Origin of the sequence: Streptomyces sp. NPDC059850 (assembly GCF_042731515.1) — a bacterium.
GTDB lineage: Bacteria > Actinomycetota > Actinomycetes > Streptomycetales > Streptomycetaceae > Streptomyces.
Genome location: NZ_JBHWJI010000016.1, coordinates 15,451 through 37,323 on the forward strand (window position 1 = coordinate 15,451; position 21,873 = coordinate 37,323).

Annotated in this window: 21 protein-coding genes; all 21 read right to left on the reverse strand. The window is 70.1% G+C overall.

Features of this window, described 5'->3' with window-relative positions:
• Positions 1–65: 65 nt before the first annotated feature.
• Entirely contained in the window at positions 66–881 is an 816-nt protein-coding gene (locus ACFV9T_RS15320) for a F0F1 ATP synthase subunit delta (RefSeq protein WP_385440233.1), read from the reverse strand.
• A complete protein-coding gene (locus ACFV9T_RS15325; RefSeq protein WP_385440235.1) occupies positions 878–1,438 on the reverse strand; it encodes a F0F1 ATP synthase subunit B in 561 nt (186 codons plus the stop codon). Before ACFV9T_RS15325 ends, ACFV9T_RS15320 begins: the two co-directional genes overlap by 4 nt.
• Positions 1,439–1,475: 37 nt before the next feature.
• On the reverse strand, positions 1,476–1,718 hold the full coding sequence (gene atpE / locus ACFV9T_RS15330) for an ATP synthase F0 subunit C (RefSeq protein ID WP_385440236.1): 243 nt from the start codon (positions 1,716–1,718) through the stop codon (positions 1,476–1,478).
• A gap of 73 nt (positions 1,719–1,791) precedes the next feature.
• On the reverse strand, positions 1,792–2,661 hold the full coding sequence (atpB, locus tag ACFV9T_RS15335) for a F0F1 ATP synthase subunit A (protein ID WP_385440524.1): 870 nt from the start codon (positions 2,659–2,661) through the stop codon (positions 1,792–1,794).
• 204 nt (positions 2,662–2,865) lie between these two features.
• Complete coding sequence (locus tag ACFV9T_RS15340; RefSeq protein ID WP_385440239.1) at positions 2,866–3,321, reverse strand: hypothetical protein; 456 nt, start codon at positions 3,319–3,321, stop codon at positions 2,866–2,868.
• A 233-nt stretch (positions 3,322–3,554) separates the two neighbouring features.
• Positions 3,555–4,907, reverse strand: coding sequence for an MraY family glycosyltransferase (locus ACFV9T_RS15345; RefSeq protein ID WP_385440241.1), 1,353 nt, complete (start codon positions 4,905–4,907; stop codon positions 3,555–3,557).
• A 134-nt stretch (positions 4,908–5,041) separates the two neighbouring features.
• Positions 5,042–5,710 (reverse strand): O-methyltransferase, encoded by a 669-nt coding sequence (locus ACFV9T_RS15350; RefSeq protein ID WP_385440243.1) that lies wholly within the window; start codon positions 5,708–5,710, stop codon positions 5,042–5,044.
• A gap of 44 nt (positions 5,711–5,754) precedes the next feature.
• Complete coding sequence (glyA, locus tag ACFV9T_RS15355; RefSeq protein ID WP_385440245.1) at positions 5,755–7,035, reverse strand: serine hydroxymethyltransferase; 1,281 nt, start codon at positions 7,033–7,035, stop codon at positions 5,755–5,757.
• Between the two features lie 67 nt (positions 7,036–7,102).
• Entirely contained in the window at positions 7,103–7,765 is a 663-nt protein-coding gene (locus tag ACFV9T_RS15360; RefSeq protein WP_385440247.1) for a protein-tyrosine-phosphatase, read from the reverse strand.
• A complete protein-coding gene (locus ACFV9T_RS15365; protein WP_179936762.1) occupies positions 7,762–8,409 on the reverse strand; it encodes an L-threonylcarbamoyladenylate synthase in 648 nt (215 codons plus the stop codon). The genes ACFV9T_RS15360 and ACFV9T_RS15365 overlap by 4 nt, the downstream gene beginning before the upstream one ends.
• 49 nt (positions 8,410–8,458) lie before the next feature.
• On the reverse strand, positions 8,459–9,304 hold the full coding sequence (gene prmC, locus ACFV9T_RS15370; protein WP_385440248.1) for a peptide chain release factor N(5)-glutamine methyltransferase: 846 nt from the start codon (positions 9,302–9,304) through the stop codon (positions 8,459–8,461).
• Between the two features lie 46 nt (positions 9,305–9,350).
• Complete coding sequence (prfA, locus tag ACFV9T_RS15375; RefSeq protein WP_385440250.1) at positions 9,351–10,421, reverse strand: peptide chain release factor 1; 1,071 nt, start codon at positions 10,419–10,421, stop codon at positions 9,351–9,353.
• A 156-nt stretch (positions 10,422–10,577) separates the two neighbouring features.
• Positions 10,578–10,802, reverse strand: a complete 225-nt coding sequence (rpmE, locus tag ACFV9T_RS15380) for a 50S ribosomal protein L31 (RefSeq protein ID WP_385440252.1) — start codon at positions 10,800–10,802, stop codon at positions 10,578–10,580.
• Between the two features lie 160 nt (positions 10,803–10,962).
• Positions 10,963–12,084 carry an LCP family protein gene (locus tag ACFV9T_RS15385; protein WP_385440254.1) on the reverse strand — a complete coding sequence of 374 codons (1,122 nt, stop codon included), beginning with the start codon at positions 12,082–12,084 and terminating at the stop codon, positions 10,963–10,965.
• Between the two features lie 317 nt (positions 12,085–12,401).
• A complete protein-coding gene (rho, locus tag ACFV9T_RS15390) occupies positions 12,402–14,549 on the reverse strand; it encodes a transcription termination factor Rho (protein WP_385440256.1) in 2,148 nt (715 codons plus the stop codon).
• Positions 14,550–14,949: 400 nt separating this feature from the next.
• Positions 14,950–15,864, reverse strand: coding sequence for a homoserine kinase (gene thrB / locus ACFV9T_RS15395; RefSeq protein ID WP_385440258.1), 915 nt, complete (start codon positions 15,862–15,864; stop codon positions 14,950–14,952).
• A 485-nt stretch (positions 15,865–16,349) separates the two neighbouring features.
• Entirely contained in the window at positions 16,350–17,456 is a 1,107-nt protein-coding gene (gene thrC, locus ACFV9T_RS15400) for a threonine synthase (protein ID WP_385440260.1), read from the reverse strand.
• Positions 17,457–17,538: 82 nt separating this feature from the next.
• A complete protein-coding gene (locus ACFV9T_RS15405; RefSeq protein WP_385440262.1) occupies positions 17,539–18,831 on the reverse strand; it encodes a homoserine dehydrogenase in 1,293 nt (430 codons plus the stop codon).
• Positions 18,832–18,939: 108 nt separating this feature from the next.
• Positions 18,940–20,331 carry a diaminopimelate decarboxylase gene (lysA, locus tag ACFV9T_RS15410; protein WP_385440264.1) on the reverse strand — a complete coding sequence of 464 codons (1,392 nt, stop codon included), beginning with the start codon at positions 20,329–20,331 and terminating at the stop codon, positions 18,940–18,942.
• A gap of 17 nt (positions 20,332–20,348) precedes the next feature.
• Entirely contained in the window at positions 20,349–21,254 is a 906-nt protein-coding gene (locus tag ACFV9T_RS15415) for an arginine--tRNA ligase (protein WP_385440267.1), read from the reverse strand.
• 114 nt (positions 21,255–21,368) lie between these two features.
• A complete protein-coding gene (locus ACFV9T_RS15420; RefSeq protein ID WP_385440269.1) occupies positions 21,369–21,800 on the reverse strand; it encodes a response regulator in 432 nt (143 codons plus the stop codon).
• Positions 21,801–21,873 lie beyond the last annotated feature (73 nt).

Below are 21,873 nucleotides of genomic sequence, written 5' to 3' on the forward strand. Positions count from 1 at the left end.
GCCCGAAGTAAGTGACTACGGCCCAACTCGGGCCGCTTACATGCTTGTTGAGTTGGTGGCTTAAGTCAGCCGGCCATCCGTCGGCTCGCCTCTTCGAGGCGGTCCGCGATGGTCCCGTTGACGACCTCGTCGCCGATGCGCACCACGACTCCGCCGAGGACCTCCGGGTCCACGTCGAGGTTGAGGTGCACCTGGTGTCCGTACAGCCCCGCCAGGGCGGCGCCGAGGCGCTCCTTCTGCCGGTCGCTGAGCGGCACCGCCGAGGTGACGACCGCGACCATCCGGTCCCGGCGCGCCGCGGCGAGCCTGGACAGCTCGTCGAGACCCGCCTCCAGGCTACGTCCGCGCGGCTGGGTGACCAGACGCACGACAAGCCGCTCGGTGACCCGGTCGGCCCGGCCGCCCAGCAGCTCGCGGACCAGTCCGGCCTTGGCCGTACCGTTCGCGCGCCGGTCGGCCAGCGCCGACCGCAGCTCGGACGAGGAGGAGATGATCCGGCCGAACCGGAACAGCTCGTCCTCTACGTTGTCGAGGGTGCCGGCCCGCTGGGCCGCCACCAGGTCGGCGCTGCTCGCCAGCTCCTCGACCGCGTCCGCGAGGTCGCGCGAGCGCGACCAGCGGGAGCGGACCATGCCGGAGACCAGGTCCAGGACCTCGCCGCCGACCTGCCCGCTCAGCAGCCGCTGGGCCAGCTCGGCCTTGGCCTCGCCGGACTGCGCCGGGTCGGTGAGGACCCGGCGCAGCGAGACCTCACGGTCGAGCAGCGCGGTGACGGCGGCCAGCTCGTCGGCGAGCTTCCCCGCGTCGACGGACGTGTTGTCCGTCAGCGCGTCGAAGCGCTCGCGCGCGGCAGCCAGTGCCTCCCTGCTCGCTCCGTTCATCGTCCGGCCTCGGCCTTCGAGCCGTCGGCCGCCTTGGCCTCGAGGTCGTCGAGGAAGCGGTCGATGGTGCGGCTCTGCCGGGCGACGTCCTCGAGGGACTCGCCGACGATCTTGCCGGCCAGGTCGGTGGCGAGCTTGCCCACGTCCTGGCGCAGCGCCGTACCGGCCTGCTTGCGCTCTGCCTCGATCTGGGCGTGACCGGCCGCGACGATCTCGTCACGCTGCCGCTGGCCTTCCGCGCGCATCTCAGCGATGAGCGCGGCGCCCTGCTCCTGCGCCTCCTGGCGCAGTCGCGCGGCCTCGTGGCGGGCGTCCGCCAGCTGGGCGCGGTAGTCCTCGAGGACCTGCTGGGCCTCGGCCTGAGTTGCCTCGGCCTTCTCCATTCCGCCCTCGATCGCCGCGCGACGCTCGTCCAGAACACGGTTGATGTTCGGGAGGAGCTTCTTGGCGAAGAAGAAGAAAACGATGGCGAAGGCGATCAGGCCGATGACAAGCTCTGGGAGCGGCGGGAGCAGGGGATTCTGCTTCTCCTCCGCAAGGAATTCCAGGGCGATCACATCAGTACCTTTCGTCGCAACAGCTATCGGCAGGTGATCACGGGCCGTAGACGAACGGCATGACCAGACCGATCAGGGCGAGCGCCTCACAGAGCACGAAGCCGAGGATCTGGTTGGCACGGATCAGACCGGCAGCCTCGGGCTGGCGGGCCATGGCCTGGGTGCCGTTACCGAAGATGATGCCGACGCCGACGCCGGGGCCGATCGCGGCGAGGCCGTAGCCGATCGAGCCGACGGAGCCGGAAAGACCTTCAGCAGCGAGGGACTGGAGAGCGGACATGCCGGTTCTTCCTTCTGTTTCATGGGCCGGTGGGGGTTGGCCACCGGATGTCTTGCGGACTGGGACAGGGTGCTCAGTGGTGCTCGGCGAGAGCGCCCTGAATGTAGCTGCAGGCCAGCAGGACGAAGACGTACGCCTGAAGGGCCTGGATGAACAGCTCGAAGGCGGTCAGGAGGATGACCATCACGAACGAGATGCTCGCGTAGGCGATTCCGATGCCGTTCAGCAGGTACCAGCTGGCGATCGTGAAGATCAGCAGCAGGACGTGGCCCGCGAACATGTTGGCAAAGAGCCGGACGGCGTGGGTGAACGGCCGGATGAGCAGGTTGGAGAACAGCTCCAGGACCATGACCAGCGGCAGGACCGGGCCGAGCGACTTGTCGTAGCCCGAGATGTTCTTCAGGCCACCGACGAAGCCGTGCTTCCGGAAGGTGAGGCTCACCCACAGGACGTAGACGATCGCGGCGAGCCCCGCAGGGAAGGCGATGATCGACGTCGCCGGGAACTGGGCCAGCGGAATCACGGACCACAGGTTCATGATCCAGATAAAGAAGAACAGGGAGACCATGAGGGGGACGTACTTGTCGCCCTCCTTCTTCCCCAGGGCCTCGTAGACGATGCCGCGGCGCACGAAGTCGTAGCCCGCCTCACCGACCATCTGGAGCTTGCCGGGGACGACCTTCGCCTTCCCGAAGGCGGCCCAGAAGAACGCCACGACGACGATGGTCGCCAGCCCAGCCAGCAGCATCGGCTTGTTGATCTCGAAGCCGCCGATCGTGGCGATCGGTTCGAACGTGAACGAGTGAAGCCCTGGGGCCGGGAAGCCGCACCCGTCGAAGATGTGGCAATCGGTCTCGAAGGCGAGCGTCTGGTCAGGACTCACCGCGAGCTCCTTCAGCGTGGCGCATGGGTACGGCAACCTCGATGTGTCGGCGCGGCGCATGGCCACGGAACGGCACTGGACTGGTTCTTACGAATGTGGGGGCGGCTTGTATGCACAAGGCCGATGGGCTCACGGGCAGCAGCTGCATGGGCCGCCGATTCCGTCCCGTGGAATCCGGGGGTTCAGCCGCCTGCGCCCGCTGTGCCTCAGATGGCACCGGACGATAGCAGGTGAGCGCAGGCGCCTTTATACCGGGCCTACAGATCACGATGCGGACCCGGCAGGGGAGGCTTCGCTCTCCCTCGCCGGCTTCCGTTCGTGTTCGGCTTCCGGTTGCACGTAGAGAATCTTGGCCTTCATGTGAGCACGGGTCTGCGCCGTGATCCACGTCAGTGTCGCAGCAAGCAGAGAGAACGCGAACGCCCGGGTGCTGAAGAGAGTGGTGTCCTTGAAGACGGCCAGCAGCACGGCGATGAGCAGGAACTGCACCATGTAGAGGGCGAGCGCCATCATCTGGAACAGCTGCGGAAGATACTTCCCGGTGCGCTCAAGCACGATCAGGTCGATCGTCATGACCGCAGCTACGAGAATCGCCCCGAAGGCGGCCCCGATCGCGCCCTTTCCACCGGCGAGCACAGAACTGACGGCGACGGCGACCACCGCGACAACGGCGGTGGGCACGGCGCAACTGAGCAGCGTTCTGGCGTCGTTGGACTGCATGAAGGGTTTCTCCGGCAAGAGTCGGAAGCAACGATTCGTCGTGGACGAGCGTATCCCCGGGGAAGGGAAGAACCTCACGGCGAAGGACCGTCGCACTACGGTCCTTGGGCTCTAGCACCGGGTTTAGTGAACGGTATCACAAACTATTTGATGAGGTCTTTACCTGCTCAATGTGCTGCACGTCACACGAGTGGGTTACGGAGGGTGTATGCCGTTGACGCGCTCTGTAGCCCTTACTGCGGGCTTCCGATCTTCCTGCGGTGCGGGAAACGGGACCGGTCGCCGATCGCGGTGGCGCCGTTGAGCCCGGCCGGAACCGGCTCGGGGGCGGGCTCGGGCTCCTCCGGCCGGGCCACCGGCGCGGGCTCGGTGGCCTGAACGGCCTCGGCGGGCTGCGCGATCTGCTCCGGCGCGGCCGCCCGGCGCCGGTAGCGGGGCGGTACGAACGCCTCCGCCCACCGCGGCACCCGCGGGGTGAAGCGCGGTAGCAGCAACAGCACCAGCCCCACCCCGCTCAGCACGACGATCGCGAGGACGAACCACACACCCGCCGAGTTCACCGAGTACGCGACCGCGCCGAAAGCGATCAGCGCCGACCAGAAGTACATGATCAGCACGGCCCGGCTGTGCGAGTGGCCGATCTCCAGCAGCCGGTGGTGCAGATGGCCACGGTCCGCCGCGAACGGCGACTGGCCGCGCCAGGTGCGCCGGACGATGGCGAGCACCAGGTCCGCGAAGGGCACCGCGATGACGGTCAGCGGCAGCAGCAGCGGGATGTAGACCGGCACGGTGGCGTGCACCGCGGCCGTCTCCGAACCGGCGAACAGCTTCATCGCGTCCGGGTCCACCTGGCCCGTGATCGAGATCGCGCCCGCGGCGAGCACCAGCCCGATGAGCATCGAGCCCGAGTCGCCCATGAAGATCCGCGCGGGGTGGGCGTTGTGCGGCAGGAAGCCCAGGCACATGCCCATGAGGACGGCGGCGAACAGGGTCGCGGGGGCGGCCGCCTCCAGTCCGTAGCCGAACCAGATGCGGTACGCGTACATGAAGAACGCGGCGGCGGCGATGCACACCATCCCGGACGCCAAACCGTCCAGCCCGTCAACGAAGTTGACCGCGTTGATGGTGATGACGACCAGCGCCACCGTCAGCAGCGTGCCCTGCCAGGGGGTCAGCGAGACGGGCCCCACACCGGGCACCGGCAGCCAGAGGATGGTCAGACCCTGGAGCACCATCACACCGGCGGCGATCATCTGGCCGCCCAGCTTGATGAGCGCGTCCACGCCCCACTTGTCGTCCAGCACCCCGAGCAGCCAGATGAGCCCGGCGCCGGAGAGCAGCGCGCGCGGCTCGTTGGACGTCTCGAAGACGTCCTTGAGGTTGGTGAGGTGAGCGGCCACCAGCAACCCCGCGCAGAGGCCGCCGAACATGGCGATGCCTCCGAGCCGCGGAGTCGGCTCACGGTGCACATCGCGGGCCCGGATCTCCGGCATCGCACCAGCCGCGATGGCGAACTTCCGCACCGGCCCGGTGAGCAGATACGTCACCGCAGCCACGATGCACAGAGTCAGCAGGTATTCACGCACCTATTCCCCAGACGTCGCGAGGCAGATCAGGGAACCACACCCTAGGAGACCTCACCCTAGCCTGCTCCGGTTCCCGGTGTGCCGGGGACCAGCGGAGGTGACCGCCAGGTGACGTTCGCCACCCGGGCGCCGGCTCAGCGCGCCTTCTTGTGCAGCAGGGTGACGCCGTCGGCCACCGGCAGGAGCGACAGCTCCACCCGGTGGTCGTCGCGCAGGAAGGCGTTCAGCTCACGAATGGCGACGGTGTCGGGGTCCTGAGCGGCGGGGTCGATCACCCGGCCGAAGAACAGCGTGTTGTCGACGGCGATGAGTCCGCCGGGCCGCACCAGGTCGAGAGCCGCCTCGTAATACGTGCGGTAGCTCGCCTTGTCGGCGTCGATGAACGCGAAGTCGAATGAGTTCGCGCCGCTTTCGGCAAGGAGCCCGGAAAGCGTTTCGGCGGCATTGCCGATACGGACGTCAATACGGTCGGCGACGCCCGCCTTGGCCCAGTACTCGGCGCCGATATCGGGCCATTTGCTGGTGATGTCGCACGTGACCAACCGCCCATCCGGGGGGATGGCCCGCGCCATGCACAGCGTGCTGTAGCCGGTGAACGTCCCGACCTCCAGGACGTTCCGGGCGCCGATCAGGCCGACCAGAAAGGCCAGGAACTGTCCCTCTTCGGCCATCACCTGCATGGCCTGCCCCATCGGCAGTTCACCGGTGAGTTCCCGAAGGTCGCGCAGAATATCGTCTTCGCGCAGCGATACGTCGCGCACATAGGACAGAATTTCCGATGAGGATTCGACCTGATTCGCCATGCGATCAAAGTATTACCGGACCTCACGACGGCGCAATACCGGGGTTACGGCTGCGGATACGGCGGAAAAGCGGCGGCCAGCTCCCTGACCTCCGCGCGCACCCCGCCCCCGCCCCCGCCGGGCGCCGGCTCGTCCGCGCGCAGAGCGGTCGTCAGCAGCGCGCCGATGCGCGCCATCTCGGCCTCCCCCATGCCCTGCGTCGTCACCGCCGCGCTGCCCAGCCGCAGCCCCCGGACGCAGCCGCCGGGTTCGGTGGCGGAGGCCAGCGCGCAGGTGTCCAGGATGATCCCGGCGGCCGCGCAACGGGCCTTCGCCGTACGGCCGTCGAGCCCCAGCGGGGACACATCGACGGTGATCATGTGGGTGTCGGTGCCTCCGGTGGCCACTGTCAGCCCCTCCGCCGCCAGCCCGTCGGCGAGCACCCGCGCGTTGGCGACGACCTGCCCGGCGTACGTGGCGAACGCGGGCGCGGCGGCCTCGCCGAACGCCACCGCCTTGGCCGCCACGGTGTGCATCTGGGCGCCGCCCTGAGTGAAGGGGAACACGGCGCGGTCCGCCCGCTCGGCCAGCTCCGCGCCGCACAGCAGCATTCCGCCGCGCGGCCCGCGCAGCACCTTGTGCGTGGTGGCGCACACGACGTCCGCGTACGGCACCGGGCTCGGCGCCGCCTTCCCGGCCACCAGCCCGATGGGGTGCGCGGCGTCGGCGACGAGGTACGCGTCCACCTCGTCCGCGATGGCGCGGAAGGCGGCGTAGTCCGGATGCCGGGGGTACGAGATCGAACCGCACACGATCGCCTTCGGGCGGTGGGTGAGCGCGAGATCGCGCAGCCGGTCGTAGTCGATCAGCCCGGTGGCCGGGTCGACGCCGTAGCCGATGAAGTGGAACCAGCGGCCGGAGAAGTTCGCCGGAGAGCCGTGGGTGAGGTGGCCGCCGTGCGTCAGCGCCATCGCCAGCACCGTGTCGCCCGGCCGCAGCAGCGCGGCGTACGCGGCGAGCACCGCGGAGGAACCCGAATGCGGCTGGACGTTGGCGTGCTCGGCGCCGAACAGCGCCGCGGCCCGGTCCTGCGCCACCCGCTCGGCGAGGTCCACCTGCTCGCAGCCGCCGTGGTGACGGGCCCCGGGATAGCCCTCGGCGTACTTGTTGGCCAGCGGCGAGGCCAGGGCGGCCAGCACGGCCCGCGAGGTGTAGTTCTCCGCGGCGATCAGCTGCAGCCCGTCCCGGACCCGCTCCAGCTCGCTCAGGATGATCCCGGCCAGCTCCGGATCCTGCCGGGCCAGCTCGCCGAAGTCGGGCCCCCAGGGAACCGCGCTGACGGCCATCGCGTGCTCACCTTCGTCGGGCGTCACCCCCAATGTAGGCCCGCACCGGCGGCAGCGCGCGGCAGGACTACGCGGGGGCCGGAACCCCCGTCAGCGCGGTCACGACCGGGTCCAGCGCCTGGTTGATCTCGTCGCCGATGGAGCGGAAGAAGGTGATCGGCGCCCCGTACGGGTCGTGCACCTCGTCCGCCTCCTCGTTCGGCGCCAGCAGCCAGCCGCGCAGCGCGGCCGCCGCCTGGACCAGCGAGCGGGCGCGCTCGACCACGCCGCCCGCCTCCTCCGGATCGGGCAGCGTCGCGGGGTCTATGGCCCGTACCAGCCGGGTGAACTCCTTGAGCGTGAAGGTGCGCAGCCCCGCCGAGTGGCCCATCGAGATGACCTGGGCCCGGTGGTCGCGGGTCGCGGTCAGCACGAGGTCGGCGCGGATGACGTGCTCGTCCAGCAGCTCCCGGCCGATGAAGCCGTCCGGGTCGGCGCCGAAGTCGGTCAGGACGGTGGCGGCGTGCGCCTCCATCGGCGCGCCCTCATGGCCCCAGGTGCCCGCGCTCTCCACGATCAGCCCGCTGGTGCGGGCGACGCCGAGCCGGTGGGTGAGGGCATGCCGGGTCAGCCGCTCGGTGATCGGCGAGCGGCAGACGTTGCCGGTGCTGACGTGGAGGATGCGGAACGAGGTCTCGGCGTGCTTCGCACGGTGTTCCGCTATGCCACGGCCCGTCTCAGGGGCTGTCAATTCGCCACCTCGAGGTCGGGTACGACCTCACGGAGCTGCTCGGCGGAGAGCGCGCCCGCCCGCAGCAGCACCGGGACCTTGCCGGTGACGTCGACGATGGAGGACGGCACCGCGGCCGGGGTGGGGCCCCCGTCGAGGTAGACCGAGACGGAGTCGCCCAGCATGTCCTGCGCGGCGTCGCAGTCCTGCGGGGACGGGTGGCCGGTGAGGTTGGCGCTGGAGACCGCCATCGGGCCGAAGTCGGTCAGCAGCTCGATCGCGACCGGGTGCAGCGGCATCCGTACCGCGACGGTGCCCCGGGTCTCGCCCAGGTCCCAGGTCAGCGACGGCTGGTGCCGGGCGACGAGGGTGAGCGCGCCGGGCCAGAAGGCGTCGACCAGCTCCCAGGCCTGCTCGGAGAAGTCGGTGACCAGGCCGTGCAGGGTGTTCGGGGAGCCGACCAGGACGGGCGTCGGCATATTGCGGCCCCGGCCCTTGGCCTCCAGCAGATCGCCGACCGCCTCCGCGCTGAAGGCGTCCGCACCGATCCCGTAGACGGTGTCGGTGGGCAGCACGACCAGTTCGCCGCGGCGGACGGCGGACGCGGCCTCGCGCAGGCCGGTCTTGCGGTCGGTCGCGTCCCCGCAGTCGTATCGCCGTGCCATTTTTAACGGTCCTCCTCGTACGTGGCCAGTGTGTGGTGCGGTGCCGCGGTCACGGCATGGCCTTCCGCGCGGTGGCGAATCGGGGCCGTTTGTTCAGGTCGGGGTGGTCGGCGGCGTCCGCCCAGCCACGCTCCTCCGTGAAGATCCACGGCACCTGGCCGCCCTGGGTGTCTGCGTGCTCGATGACGACGACGCCACCCGGACGCAGCAGCCGGTGGGCCGTGCGCTCCAGGCCGCGGATCACATCGAGGCCGTCCTCACCGGAGAACAGCGCGAGCTGGGGGTCGTGGTCGCGCGCCTCCGGCGCCACGTACTCCCACTCGGTCAGCGGGATGTACGGGGGGTTGCTGATGACGAGGTCCACCTGCCCGTCCAGCTCGGGCAGCGCCGTCAACGCGTCTCCTCGCTGGAGAACGACGCGGGACCCCTCGACGTTCTTGCGGGCCCACTGAAGGGCGCCCTCGTCCAGCTCCACGGCGTGCACCCGGGAGCGGGGCACCTCCTGGGCCAGGGCCAGGGCGATCGCTCCGGAGCCGCTGCACAGGTCGACGATGAGGGGCTCGACGACGTCCATGGCCCGGACCGCGTCTATGGCCCAGCCGACGACCGACTCGGTCTCCGGGCGGGGCACGAAGACGCCGGGGCCCACCTGGAGTTCCAGGTAGCGGAAGAAGGCGCGGCCGGTGATGTGCTGCAGGGGTTCGCGGGCCTCGCGACGGGCGACCGCCTCCCAGTAGCGGGCGTCGAAGTCGGCGTCGGGCACGCCGTGCAGCTCCCCCCGCTTGACGCCGTGCACGAAGGCGGCGAGTTCCTCCGCGTCGAAGCGCGGGGAGGGCACACCCGCGTCGGCCAGCCGCTGGGTGGCCTGGGCCACCTCGGCGAGCAGCACATTCACTGAATTCCTCCAGCCGGTCTCGTCCGTGGTTGCGAAGAGGAAGGTCCTACTGTGCCGCCGCCAGCTTCGCAGCCGCGTCGGCGTCGACGCACGCCTGGATGACAGGTGCCAGCTCTCCGTCGAGCACCTGGTCCAGGTTGTACGCCTTGAAGCCCACCCGGTGGTCCGAAATACGGTTCTCCGGGAAGTTGTAGGTACGGATGCGCTCGGAGCGGTCGACGGTGCGGACCTGGCTGCGGCGGGCGTCCGACGCCTCCCGCTCGGCCTCCTCCTGGGCGGCGGCCAGCAGCCGCGAGCGCAGGATGCGCAGCGCCTGCTCCTTGTTCTGGAGCTGGCTCTTCTCGTTCTGGCAGGAGACCACGATGCCGGTGGGCAGGTGGGTGATGCGCACCGCCGAGTCGGTGGTGTTCACCGACTGGCCGCCGGGGCCGGAGGAGCGGTAGACATCGATCCGCAGATCGTTGGGGCCGATCTCGACCTCGACCTCCTCGGCCTCGGGCGTGACCAGCACACCGGCGGCGGAGGTGTGGATACGGCCCTGGGACTCGGTCGCGGGCACCCGCTGGACGCGGTGCACCCCGCCCTCGTACTTCAGCCGGGCCCATACGCCCTGGCCGGGCTCGATGGTGCCCTTGGCCTTCACGGCCACTTGGACGTCCTTGTAGCCACCGAGGTCGGACTCGTTGGCGTCGATGATCTCGGTCTTCCAGCCGATCCGCTCGGCGTACCGCAGATACATCCGCAGCAGGTCCCCGGCGAACAGCGCGGACTCCTCGCCGCCCTCCCCCGCCTTGACCTCCAGGATCACGTCCTTGTCGTCGCTCGGGTCGCGCGGGACGAGCAGCAGCCGCAGCCGGTCGGTCAGCTCCTGGCGGCGCACCTCCAGCTCCTTGACCTCGTCGGCGAAGTCCGGATCGTCCTGGGCCAGCTCCTGGGCCGTCCCGATGTCGTCCCCGGTCTGCTTCCAGTCGCGGTAGGTGCCGATGATCGGCGTCAGCTCGGCGTAGCGCTTGTTGAGCCGCTTCGCCTCGCGCTGGTCGGCGTGGACCGCGGGGTCGGCGAGCCGCTTCTCGAGGTCGGCGTGTTCGCCGATCAGTTCCTCGACCGCCTCGAACATGAGGGCTCCCTGAGTGGGTCTGCGTGGACGCGTGGGGTACGGGCCGGACGGGACGGCCGACGAGGCCGGACAGGACGCCGACGGGCCGTTGACGCAAAACGCCGGTCCGGGTCGCCCCTGCGCGGGGGCGACCGAGGACCGGCGCCGTGCGGGCCGCTACTTCTTGGCGGACCCTGCGCTCTTGCCGAAGCGGGCCTCGAACCGCGCCACACGGCCACCGGTGTCGAGGATCTTCTGCTTGCCCGTGTAGAACGGGTGGCACTCGGAGCAGATGTCGGCACGGACGGTGCCGCCGCTCATGGTGCTACGGGTGGTGAAGGACGCCCCACAGGTGCAGCTGACCTGGGTCTCGACGTACTCGGGGTGGATGTCGCGCTTCAAGGGAGTCTCCTGGTGTCTCGGGAGGGCGCCGGGTCGACGGGCGGGTTTGCACGTCGTGAACCGGGGCCGACGATCCAGTTTGCCAGCACTGGCCGCATCACCCAAAACCGGGGGTGGGGCCGGGATATTCCCGACCCCGTCCGACATCCGCCCGGCGGTCCTACTTGACCACGTTGCCCGCGTCGTTCGCGTCGCCCGCCGAGCCCTTGCTGGCGGCCGCCGGGATCGGCTTGTCCGCCTTCAGCGCCTTCCAGATCAGCTTGGTCTTGGACTCCATCGGCAGCACCCGGGCCGGGTCGTTCGGGTCGTACTGCACGGGCAGCGTGGTCATCTTCATGTTGCCCGAGCCGATGCCCTGGAGGCTCTTGGCGAAGCCCGACAGCTTGTTGACGGAGGCCAGCTCGGAGTCGGTGGTGAGCGCCTTCGTGGAGGTGTTGGCGAGGTCGTACAGCTTCTTCGGGTTGCCGAAGAGGTTGACGCTCTTGATCTGGTCGAGGAGCGCCTTGACGAACGCCTGCTGGAGCTTGATCCGGCCGAGGTCACTGCCGTCACCGACGCCGTGCCGGGTCCGTACGAGGCCCAGCGACTGCTCACCGTTGAGGGTGTGCGGGCCGGGCTCCAGGTCGAGGTGGCTCTTCGGGTCGTGGATCGCCTGGGTGGTCGTGATGTCGACGCCGCCGAGGTCGTCGATCAGCTGCTGGAAGCCGGAGAAGTCGACCTCCAGGAAGTGGTCCATGCGTATGCCGCTCATGTCCTCGACGGTCTTGATGGTGCACGCGGGGCCACCGGCCTCGTAGGCGCTGTTGAACATCGCCTCCTGGACCGCGGGGCTCTCCTTGCCGTCCTTCTCGCACGAGGGGCGCTCGACGAGGGTGTCGCGCGGGACGCTGACCACGCTGGCCTTCTTGCGGCCCTTGTAGACGTGGACGATCATCGCGGTGTCGGAGCGCGAGGTGCCCTCGTCCGTGCCGTACTTGGCGTTCTTCCCGGCCCGGGAGTCGGAGCCGAGGACGAGGATGTCCATCGAGCCGTTGTCGACGTTCTTGGGGCGGTCGGAACCGAGGGCCGCGTCGACGTCGACACCGGTGAGGTTGCCGTTGAGCTTGAAGTAGAGATAGCCCGCCCCGGCGCCGCCGAGGATCAGGACGGAGGCGACCGACCAGACGGTGATGTGCGTGGCCCTGCGGCGTGTGCTGGGACGCTTGCGGCGGCGGCCGGAGGCGCCTCCGCGGGCTCGATGACGGCCCGGGTTCACCGGCGTGCTCTGCTGGTCGTCAGCCATGTGCTCCTCAGTCCTCGTATCCCGGGTACCCCCTGCCGTCACGGTCAGGCGTGGCGTCGCGGATCCGACCTGACAGATGACAGGCCGAGCGCCAGGGTTGCATATCAAGCCACCCCCGTTCTCAGCTGGGGCAGCCCGGACGCCGTTCGTCCCGTTCGTCCGCCTTACCGCTCTCACCTGCGCTTTCGCAGGTGATAAGGGCATCGAGACCGTTCCGTGACTGTCCCTTTTGCTGTGGTTCACCTCTCAAAAAAACCGAGGCCTCCCCGCGGTGCGGGGAGGCCTCGGTCTACGAAGCGTGGCTGATCCGTATGCGGTCAGTCGCCGTTGTTGCCCGGGCTGGGCGTGGTCTTGGCGATCTGCATCAGGAACTCGGCGTTCGACTTCGTCTGCTTCATCTTGTCGAGCAGCAGCTCGATCGCCTGCTGCGAGTCGAGCGCGTGCAGCACCCGGCGCAGCTTCCAGACGATGTTCAGCTCGTCCGGCGCCAGCAGGATCTCTTCCTTACGGGTGCTCGACGGGTCGACGTCGACCGCCGGGAAGATGCGCTTGTCGGCGAGCTTCCGGTCGAGCTTCAGCTCCATGTTGCCGGTGCCCTTGAACTCCTCGAAGATCACCTCGTCCATGCGCGAGCCGGTCTCGACCAGCGCGGTGGCCAGGATGGTCAGCGAGCCGCCGTCCTCGATGTTCCGCGCGGCACCGAAGAACTTCTTCGGCGGGTAGAGCGCGGTCGAGTCGACACCACCGGACAGGATGCGGCCGGAGGCGGGCGCCGCCAGGTTGTAGGCACGGCCCAGGCGGGTGATCGAGTCCAGCAGCACGACCACGTCGTGGCCCAGCTCCACCAGCCGCTTGGCCCGCTCGATCGCCAGCTCGGCGACCGTGGTGTGGTCCTCGGCGGGACGGTCGAAGGTCGAGGAGATGACCTCGCCCTTGACCGAGCGCTGCATGTCGGTGACCTCTTCCGGCCGCTCGTCGACGAGGACGACCATCAGATGGCACTCGGGGCTGTTGCGGGTGATCGCGTTGGCGATCGCCTGCATGATCATGGTCTTACCGGTCTTCGGCGGGGCCACGATCAGACCGCGCTGGCCCTTGCCGATCGGTGCGACCAGGTCGATGATCCGGGTCGTCAGGCCGCCGGCCTCGCTCTCCAGACGCAGCCGGTCCTGCGGGTAAAGCGGCGTCAGCTTCCCGAACTCGGGCCGTCCACGGCCGGTTTCGGGCGCCATGCCGTTGACCGAGTCGAGCCGCACCAGCGCGTTGAACTTCTCGCGGCGCTCGCCCTCGCGCGGCTGACGGACCGCACCGGTGACGTGATCGCCCTTGCGCAGACCGTTCTTGCGGACCTGGGCGAGCGAGACGTACACGTCGTTCGGGCCCGGCAGGTAGCCGGAGGTCCGGATGAACGCGTAGTTGTCGAGGATGTCGAGGATGCCCGCGACCGGGATCAGGACGTCGTCGTCGGAGACCTGCGGCTCGTTGCCGAAGTCCTCGCGGCCACGGCGGCCACGGCGGTCCCGGTAACGGCCGCGGCGCCCGCGGCGCCCGCCCTCGAAGTCGTCGTCGCCGTCGTCGGGGCGCTGCTGCTGGCCCTGGCCACGACCGCCGTCGCGCTGCTGACGGCCACCGCCGCCCTGCTGGCCGCCGTCGTCGCCCTTGCCGCCGCGGCCGCGGTCGCGCTGGCCGCCGCGCTCACGGCGGTCGCCCTTCTGGCCGCGCTCCTGGCGGTCCTGACGGTCGCCGCCCTTGGCGCCCTTGCCCTCGGCGGTGTCCGCCGAGGCCTCGCCCTTGGCGTCGGCCTTGGCCTCGGAACGGGTCTCCGTGCGGGTGTCGACGGCGGTCGCCGTGCCGCCCGACTCGGCGCTGGCGGTGGCGGTGGCCGGCGCGGTCGCCCGGCGGCGACGGCGCTCACCGGCCGGCTGCTCGTCGGCGGCCGACTCCCCGGGCTGGCCCGGGATGTCGATCTGGCCCTGCGAGGCGGTCTTGTCCGCCTTGCCGCCCCGGCCGGACTTGCCGGACTTCTCGGCCTCCGCGGCCTGGTCGTCCTTCTCGGCCTTGGCGGCCTTCTCCTGCTTGCCCGCGTCCGCGCTGTCGTCGCCCGTACGGGCCTTGGAGGTCGTACGGCGCTTCGGCTTGGTCACCCCCTCGGCGGTGGACGGGGCGGCCTCGGAGCCCTGGGCTCCGCCGCCGGATGCGGCCTGCTTCTCCTTGATGACCTCGATCAGCTGGCTCTTGCGCATCCGCGCGGTGCCCTTGATGCCCAGGCTCGAGGCGAGCTGCTGCAGCTCTGCCAAGACCATGGCGTCAAGGCCGGTGCCCGAGCGGCGTCGCCGCGGGGCAGTGCCAGTGGCAGCACCGGTGGCAGGCGCGGAAGCGTCCGTAGCGGGCGCGGCGGCATTGCCGACACCGCTGTCGGAGGTGCCGGAGGCGTTCACGCCCATCAGATCGGTGGTGTCGCTCACGAAGGGTCCTTCCCTGGAGCGGGCGTCGGCCTGTCTGGCTCGGCGACCGGTTGTGCTGTCCGGCTGTGGTCCTTCCGTTACGGACCGGGCCGGGGCGGTGGTCCGCCGGTACGGCGGAGAGAACATTCATGGTTCCGGCGAGGCAGAAAAGTTCGCTTGAATCCGCCACACCGATTCCGGAGCGTGCACGACACTGCTCAGGCAGGCTGCTCAGGCAGTGTGGGAGGCTCCCGGAAGAAGGGTGGTCCCGGAGTGGGACACTGAGCACTGCGCCTCCGAGTACATCCAAGAGGCTTCGAGTGCAGACTTGAGGTTAACACTACCGGATCCAACAAACATTCCCCCTCTCCAACCGGCAATCGAGTTGTGCGGTGCCCGGGGAATTCCCCGGGCGGCTGGGTCAGCTGAGCGGCAGGACGCTCGCCCCCCCGGCGTCGAGAGCCAGCCGGTTGGCCGCCCACCCGTCGCCTGCCAGCCGTGCGACCTTGTCGGCCGCACCGTCCTCGACCAGCGCGAGCACCGTGGGGCCCGCGCCGGAGACGACCGCGGGGACGCCGTCCGCGCGCAGTCGGTGTACCAGGCGCACGCTGTCGGGCATCGCCGGAGCGCGGTATTCCTGGTGGAGCCGGTCCTCCGTCGCCGCGAGCAGCAGCTCGGGACGCCTGGTCAGGGCCTCCACGAGCAGGGCCGCCCGCCCCGCGTTGACGGCCGCGTCCACGTGCGGGACGGTGCGCGGCAGCAGTCCGCGGGCGGTCTCCGTGAGCACCGGCTTCCCGGGTACGAAGACCACCGGAACGATGGAATCGGCAGGGTCCATTCTGATCGCCCGGGCGGCGCCCGCGTCCGTCCAGGCGAGGGTGAAGCCGCCGAGCAGACAGGCGGCGACGTTGTCGGGGTGGCCCTCGATCTCGGTGGCCAGCTCGACCAGCGCCGCGTCGTCGAGCTTCTCGGCGCCGCCTATCGTCACGGCGCGCGCGGCGGTGATCCCGGCGCAGATGGCGGCGGAGGAGGAGCCGAGCCCGCGGCCGTGCGGAATGCGGTTGGCGCAGACCACCTCAAGGCCGCGCGGCTGCCCGCCCAGCAGGTCGAAAGCGGTGCGGAGGGACCGTACGAGCAGATGACTCTCGTCGCGCGGCAGGCCCTCGGCGCCCTCGCCCGCGATGTCGACGTGCAGACCGGAGTCGGCGACCCGGACCACTACGTCGTCGTAGAGCCCCAGGGCGAGGCCGAAGGCGTCATAGCCGGGACCGAGATTGGCGCTCGAGGCGGGGACGCGCACTCGGACGGCGGCGGCGCGGAACGCTGGACCGGCCATCGCTCGATGACTCTCCTTGTGTGACGTGCGATTGCTCGAAGACGTACGGAACACCGCGGGGGCCGTGACAGGACGGCGACGCCGCGCAGAAGTGAAGGCTCTGCGTCGGGGCGGATTCAGTACAGCCTATCGAAGGAAGGTTCTGTGGCGACATAGGGCGCACGGGAGGCGCACGATGCGTGTCGCACTCCCTGTCGTCGACCAGGTCCACTCTACTGGAGGGTTTCGCGCGCCTTCATCGTTCCCGCTCATCTCGTCCACCACTCGAGTGGATCTTTAGACGGCGGCGTCGAGCGGCGTCGAGCGATGTCGGGCGGTTCCGGTGGGAACCGGACGCGGGGGGGCGCCGACGTGGGCGCCGACGTGGGGTTCCGCGGGCCCTGACATGGGGTTCCGAGGGCCCTGACAGGGGTTCCGCGGGCCCTGGCGTGGCTTCTACGGGCCGGGCCGGGGCGCCGTCGTCGGCACCCCGGCCCGCTAGCGCGTTACGCCAGTCCGAGCCGTACGGCCGCCGCGTCGGCGTCCACCGGCACGATGACCGGCTGCGGGGCGCCCGCGACCGCCCAGTCGGGGTCCTTCAGGCCGTTGCCGGTCACCGTGCACACGATGCGCTGGCCCGGGTCGACCTTGCCCTCCTCGGCCGCCTTCAGCAGTCCGGCCACGCTCGCCGCGGAGGCCGGTTCGACGAAGACGCCCTCCTGGGAGGCGAGCAGCCGGTAGGCAGCCAGGATTTGACGGTCGGTCACCTCGTCGATGAACCCGCCCGACTCGTCCCGCGCCCGCACCGCCTGCGTCCAGGAGGCCGGGTTGCCGATCCGGATCGCGGTGGCGATGGTCGCGGGCTCCTTCACCGGCTCACCGCGCACGAAGGGCGCGGAGCCCGCCGCCTGGAAGCCCCACATCCGGGGCGTACGGGAGGACGGGCCGCCCTCGGCCGCGTACTCCTGGTAGCCCTTCCAGTAGGCGGTGATGTTGCCCGCGTTCCCGACCGGCAGGACGTGGATGTCGGGCGCGTCGCCGAGCATGTCGACGATCTCGAAGGCCGCGGTCTTCTGCCCCTCGATACGGGCCGGGTTGACCGAATTCACCAGCGCAACCGGGTACTTCTCGGAGAGTCCGCGCGCGAGCGTCAGACAGTCGTCGAAGTTGCCGTCGACCTGGAGGATCTTCGCGCCGTGCACCAGCGCCTGGCCCATCTTGCCCAGCGCGATCTTGCCCTGCGGGACCAGCACCGCGCAGACCATCCCGGCCCGTACGGCGTACGCCGCCGCCGAGGCCGAGGTGTTTCCGGTGGAGGCGCAGATGACGGCCTTGGCACCGGCCTCCTTGGCCGCGCTGATGGCCATCGTCATGCCGCGGTCCTTGAAGGACCCGGTGGGGTTGGCGCCCTCGACCTTGAGGTGCACCTCGCAGCCGGTGCGCTCGGAGAGCACCTGCGCGGGCACGAGGGGCGTCCCGCCCTCGCGGAGGGTGACGACGGGGCTCGCCTCGCCGACCGGGAGCCGGTCGCGGTACTCCTCGATGATGCCCCGCCATCCGTGCCACTGGCGGGTGCCGGACACGCGAGTCCCGGCGTCAGCAATTGCGTTCATGATTTCCCTTTTTCTCCGCTCGCCCTCTACTCGGCCTCTGCTCCGCCGCTGTCGGCCCGCTACCGGCCCTGCGATCGGCCCGCTACTCGCCCTCGACCCGCATGATGCTCGCGACATCGCGGACGGTGTCGAGCCGGCGCAGTGTCTCGACGGTCGCCGAGAGCGCGGCGTCGCTCGCGCGGTGGGTCACGACGACGAGGGACGCCTCGCCGTCCTTACCCTGCTGCCGGACCGTATCGATCGACACGCCGTGTTCGGCGAAGACTGTCGCGACCTGAGCGAGCACGCCCGGTTTGTCGGCGACGTCGAGGCTGATGTGGTACCGCGTGACGACCTGCCCCATGGGGCTCACGGGCAGCTGACTGTACGCGGACTCGCCCGGCCCCGCGGTGCCCGTCAGCTTGTTGCGGCAGGCCGCGACCAGGTCGCCGAGGACGGCCGAGGCGGTCGGCGAACCGCCCGCGCCCGGTCCGTAGAACATCAGCTGACCGGCCGCGTCGGCCTCCACGAAGACCGCGTTGTACGCCTCACGGACCGAGGCCAGCGGATGGGCCAGCGGAATCATCGCCGGATGCACCCGCGCGGTCACCGACCGGCCGTCGGCGGCGCGCTCGCAGATCGCGAGCAGCTTGACGGTGCACCCCATGCGCTTGGCGGACGCGATGTCGGCCGCGGTCACCTCGGTGATGCCCTCACGGTGCACATCGTCGAGGGTGACCCGGGTGTGGAAGGCGATCCCGGCCAGGATCGCGGCCTTGGCGGCGGCGTCGAAGCCCTCGACGTCGGCGGTCGGGTCGGCCTCGGCGTACCCGAGGGCGGTGGCCTCGTCCAGCGCCTCGGAATACCCGGCTCCGCTGCCGTCCATCCGGTCGAGGATGAAGTTCGTGGTGCCGTTGACGATGCCGAGGACGCGGTTGATGTTGTCGCCCGCGAGCGACTCGCGCAGCGGCCGCACCAGCGGAATCGCGCCCGCGACGGCCGCCTCGTAGTAGAGGTCCGCGCCGCGCTCCTGGGCGGCGGCGTGCAGCGCCGCGCCGTCCTTGGCGACCAGCGCCTTGTTGGCCGACACGACGCTCGCGCCGTGCTCGAAGGCGGTGGTGATCAGCGAGCGGGCGGGCTCGATGCCGCCGATGACCTCGACGACCACATCGATGTCCCCGCGCTTGACCAGGGCGGTCGCGTCGGTGGTCACCAGCTCGGGCGGCACGCCCTCACGGACCCGCCCCGGGCGGCGCACGGCGATCCCGGCCAGCTCGACCGGGGCGCCGATGCGCGCCGCGAGGTCGTCCGCGTGCGTCGTCATGATGCGCGTCACCTCTGAGCCGACGACTCCACAGCCCAGCAGCGCCACTTTCAGCGGACGCGTACGCATCATCCGACCTCGCTTCTCATCCATCTAGGTGGTGCACCAGTCTCTTGCACTGGTCGGGGTTTCCTGCCCCGGGTCCAGTATCCGAGATTTCCTTCTCGCTAACCGACATCGCTAACCGACATCGAGACGGAGAAGGTCCTCCTCCGTCTCCCGCCGGACGATTTCCCGCGCCTGACCGTCCCGGACGGCGACGACCGGCGGCCGCAGCGCATGGTTGTAGTTGCTGGCCATCGAGCGGCAGTACGCGCCGGTGGCCGGCACGGCGAGCAGATCACCGGGGGCCACATCGGCGGGCAGGAAGGCATCCCGTACGACGATGTCGCCCGACTCGCAGTGCTTGCCGACCACCCGGGACACCATCGGCTCGGCCGTGGAGGTCCGGGAGACCAGCGCCACCGAGTACTCCGCATCGTAGAGCGCCGTACGGATGTTGTCGGACATGCCCCCATCGACGCTGACGTACGTACGCAGCCCCGGCAGCTCCTTGACCGTACCCACCTCGTACAGGGTGAATGCGGTCGGCCCGACGATCGCCCGCCCCGGCTCGACGGACAGCCGCGGCACCGAGAGCCCGGCGCTGGCACACTCCCGGGTGACGATCTCCCGCAGCGCCTTAGCAATATCCTGCGGCTCACTCGGGTCGTCATCCGGCGTGTACGCGATGCCGAGGCCGCCGCCGAGGTCGATCTCGGGCAGCTCGACCCCGTGCTCGTCCCGGACCTCCTTGAGCAGCCCCACGACGCGGTGGGCGGCCACCTCGAAGCCCGAGGTGTCGAAGATCTGCGACCCGATGTGCGAGTGGACGCCGATCAGCTCCAGCCCGTCGAGCTTCAGCGCCCGCCGCACCGCCTCGGCCGCCAGCCCGCCCGCGAGCGGAATGCCGAACTTCTGGTCCTCGTGCGCGGTCGCGATGAACTCGTGCGTATGCGCCTCGACGCCGACCGTGACCCGGATCTGGACCGGCTGCCGCTTGCCGAGCCCCTGCGCGATGTGCGCGACGCGCACGATCTCCTGGAAGGAGTCGAGCACGATGCGCCCGACCCCGGCTTCCACAGCCCTGTGGATCTCCTTCGCGCTCTTGTTGTTCCCATGCAGCGCGATCCGCTCGGCGGGCATCCCGGCGGCGAGCGCGGTGGCCAGCTCCCCCTCGGAGCAGACGTCGAGGTTCAGCCCCTCCTCGTGCAGCCAGCGCACGACGGCGCGGGAGAGGAACGCCTTCCCGGCGTAGAACACGTCCGCGTCGTCCCCGAACGCCTCGCGCCAGGCCCGGCAGCGGGCACGGAAGTCGTCCTCGTCGAGGAAGTACGCGGGCGTCCCGAACCGCTCGGCGAGCGTAGCGACGTCGATCCCGCCGACGCTCACCACTCCTTCGTCATTCCTGGTCACCGTGCGGGACCAGACCCGAGCATCGAGCTGATTGAGATCGGCGGGCGGCGCGGCGTAGTGCCCCTCGGGCAGAACATCGGCGTGACGGGGCCCGGCGGGGTGGGCGGAACGGCTCATGCTGTCTCTCTCATTGATCAAATGCGTTTCGGGGCGCTGATACCAAGCAGGCGGAGGCCATTGGCGAGCACGATGCGGGTCGCCTCGGCCAGCCGTTTTCGCTGCGTACCAGGGAGGAAGGCATCAGCAGTGGCAACAAGGTGGCGCGCGACCCGATCGGGCGCGCGATGCCGGGCGGCGGCCTCGACGGTACGGGGAAAGTCCCCGAGCAACCCGAGCAGCGCCGAGTCGTCGGCCCCCTCCGCATCGCCGACGGGCCTCTTCGCCAAGGCATGCGCATACCGCACCCGGAAGAGCGGATTCCCCTCCCGCTGGGCCAGCAGGTGCGCCGGATCCAGATCGGGCAGATCATGCGCGGCGGCCCGCAACAACCCCCACCGAGCGGCATCGGCCCCGAGCCGGGTCACCAGCTCGCGGCCATCGCCCCCCACCCCCCGCACAGCGATGACCTCCCCGCCGACTTCTACGTCGACGGACCCCCCACACCCCTCAACAAGCCCCAAGACCACATGCAGCACCAGCGCGGCCCGCACCTCATCGGCGGGCGCGAAGCGCGAGTGGACCCCCGCGAGCCCGTCCCCGAGCCCGTAAGCGTCCCCCTGCTCAAGCACGACCCCGAGCAGCTGCTCATGCGAGCGCGCATCAAGGGTGATGTTCAAGAATCCAGGCCCGGCGATATCAACGCTCGCGATGCCGGGCGTCTCGACCAGCCGCCGCCGCAGCACCTCGGCGATCCGCGCGGCTGCCCCCTCCCCGCGCCCCCGGGCCAGCTGCAACGCCACATTGGTGGCGTAATCCCCGCACCCGGGCCGCGGCGGAGTCCGCACCTTCACCCGCTCCGGCACGGCGACGCACAGCTCGTCGGCCTCAACGGCGCGACGCACGGTGTGCAGCACAGTGCGGGAGAGCTGGGCGGGTGTCACGGCACCAGCGTATGGGAGGAGGGGGGTAGCTCCGCGAACCGGTTTCGCCCCTCGGACGAACTCTCCCCCACCCCACCCTTCAGACGGCGCCCACCGACCAAGCCACGACCTCGGCTAGCCGGTGGGCCCCACAGCCGGCTCAGCATCACCGGGCGCCGCCGCCCCAGCAGCCCCTTCACGCATCAGCCGCCCCACGAGCTTGACCAGCTCAGCGGGATCGAAGGGTTTCGCCAGAAAGGCATCCACCCCCAGCGTCCGCCCCCGGTCCACCTCCGCCTGCGTACACGCACTGATCATCGCCACCGGCAACTGCCGGGTCCGCGCATCAGCACGCAACCTGGACGCCGTCTGCAGCCCATCCAGTCTGGGCATCACGACATCGAGAGTGATCACATCGGGCCGCACCTGGTGAACGATCTCCAGGCACTCGGCACCATCGGCCGCGGTCACGACCTCGAGACCCTCCAGCTCGAGGTTGACCCTGATCAGCTGCCGGATGACCTTGTTGTCGTCGACGACAAGGACCCGGCCGGACAAGCCAGGCACACCCTGAAGAGTAGGCGCGCCCCCGCCCCCGCGTCCGCGTTTTGCCCACTTCCACCACGTCCGAGGGACCTTC

Bases quoted from the DNA above. Each gene is read 5' to 3' on its own strand.
- ACFV9T_RS15320 (WP_385440233.1), bottom strand. From the start codon at position 881: ATGAACGGAGCGAGCAGGGAGGCACTGGCTGCCGCGCGCGAGCGCTTC.
- atpE (WP_385440236.1), bottom strand. From the start codon at position 1,718: ATGTCCGCTCTCCAGTCCCTCGCTGCTGAAGGTCTTTCCGGCTCCGTC.
- atpB (WP_385440524.1), bottom strand. From the start codon at position 2,661: ATGCGCCGCGCCGACACATCGAGGTTGCCGTACCCATGCGCCACGCTG.
- ACFV9T_RS15340 (WP_385440239.1), bottom strand. From the start codon at position 3,321: ATGCAGTCCAACGACGCCAGAACGCTGCTCAGTTGCGCCGTGCCCACC.
- ACFV9T_RS15350 (WP_385440243.1), bottom strand. From the start codon at position 5,710: ATGGCGAATCAGGTCGAATCCTCATCGGAAATTCTGTCCTATGTGCGC.
- glyA (WP_385440245.1), bottom strand. From the start codon at position 7,035: ATGGCCGTCAGCGCGGTTCCCTGGGGGCCCGACTTCGGCGAGCTGGCC.
- ACFV9T_RS15365 (WP_179936762.1), bottom strand. From the start codon at position 8,409: ATGGCACGGCGATACGACTGCGGGGACGCGACCGACCGCAAGACCGGC.
- prfA (WP_385440250.1), bottom strand. From the start codon at position 10,421: ATGTTCGAGGCGGTCGAGGAACTGATCGGCGAACACGCCGACCTCGAG.
- ACFV9T_RS15385 (WP_385440254.1), bottom strand. From the start codon at position 12,084: ATGGCTGACGACCAGCAGAGCACGCCGGTGAACCCGGGCCGTCATCGA.
- thrB (WP_385440258.1), bottom strand. From the start codon at position 15,864: ATGGCCGGTCCAGCGTTCCGCGCCGCCGCCGTCCGAGTGCGCGTCCCC.
- thrC (WP_385440260.1), bottom strand. From the start codon at position 17,456: ATGAACGCAATTGCTGACGCCGGGACTCGCGTGTCCGGCACCCGCCAG.
- ACFV9T_RS15405 (WP_385440262.1), bottom strand. From the start codon at position 18,831: ATGATGCGTACGCGTCCGCTGAAAGTGGCGCTGCTGGGCTGTGGAGTC.
- lysA (WP_385440264.1), bottom strand. From the start codon at position 20,331: ATGAGCCGTTCCGCCCACCCCGCCGGGCCCCGTCACGCCGATGTTCTG.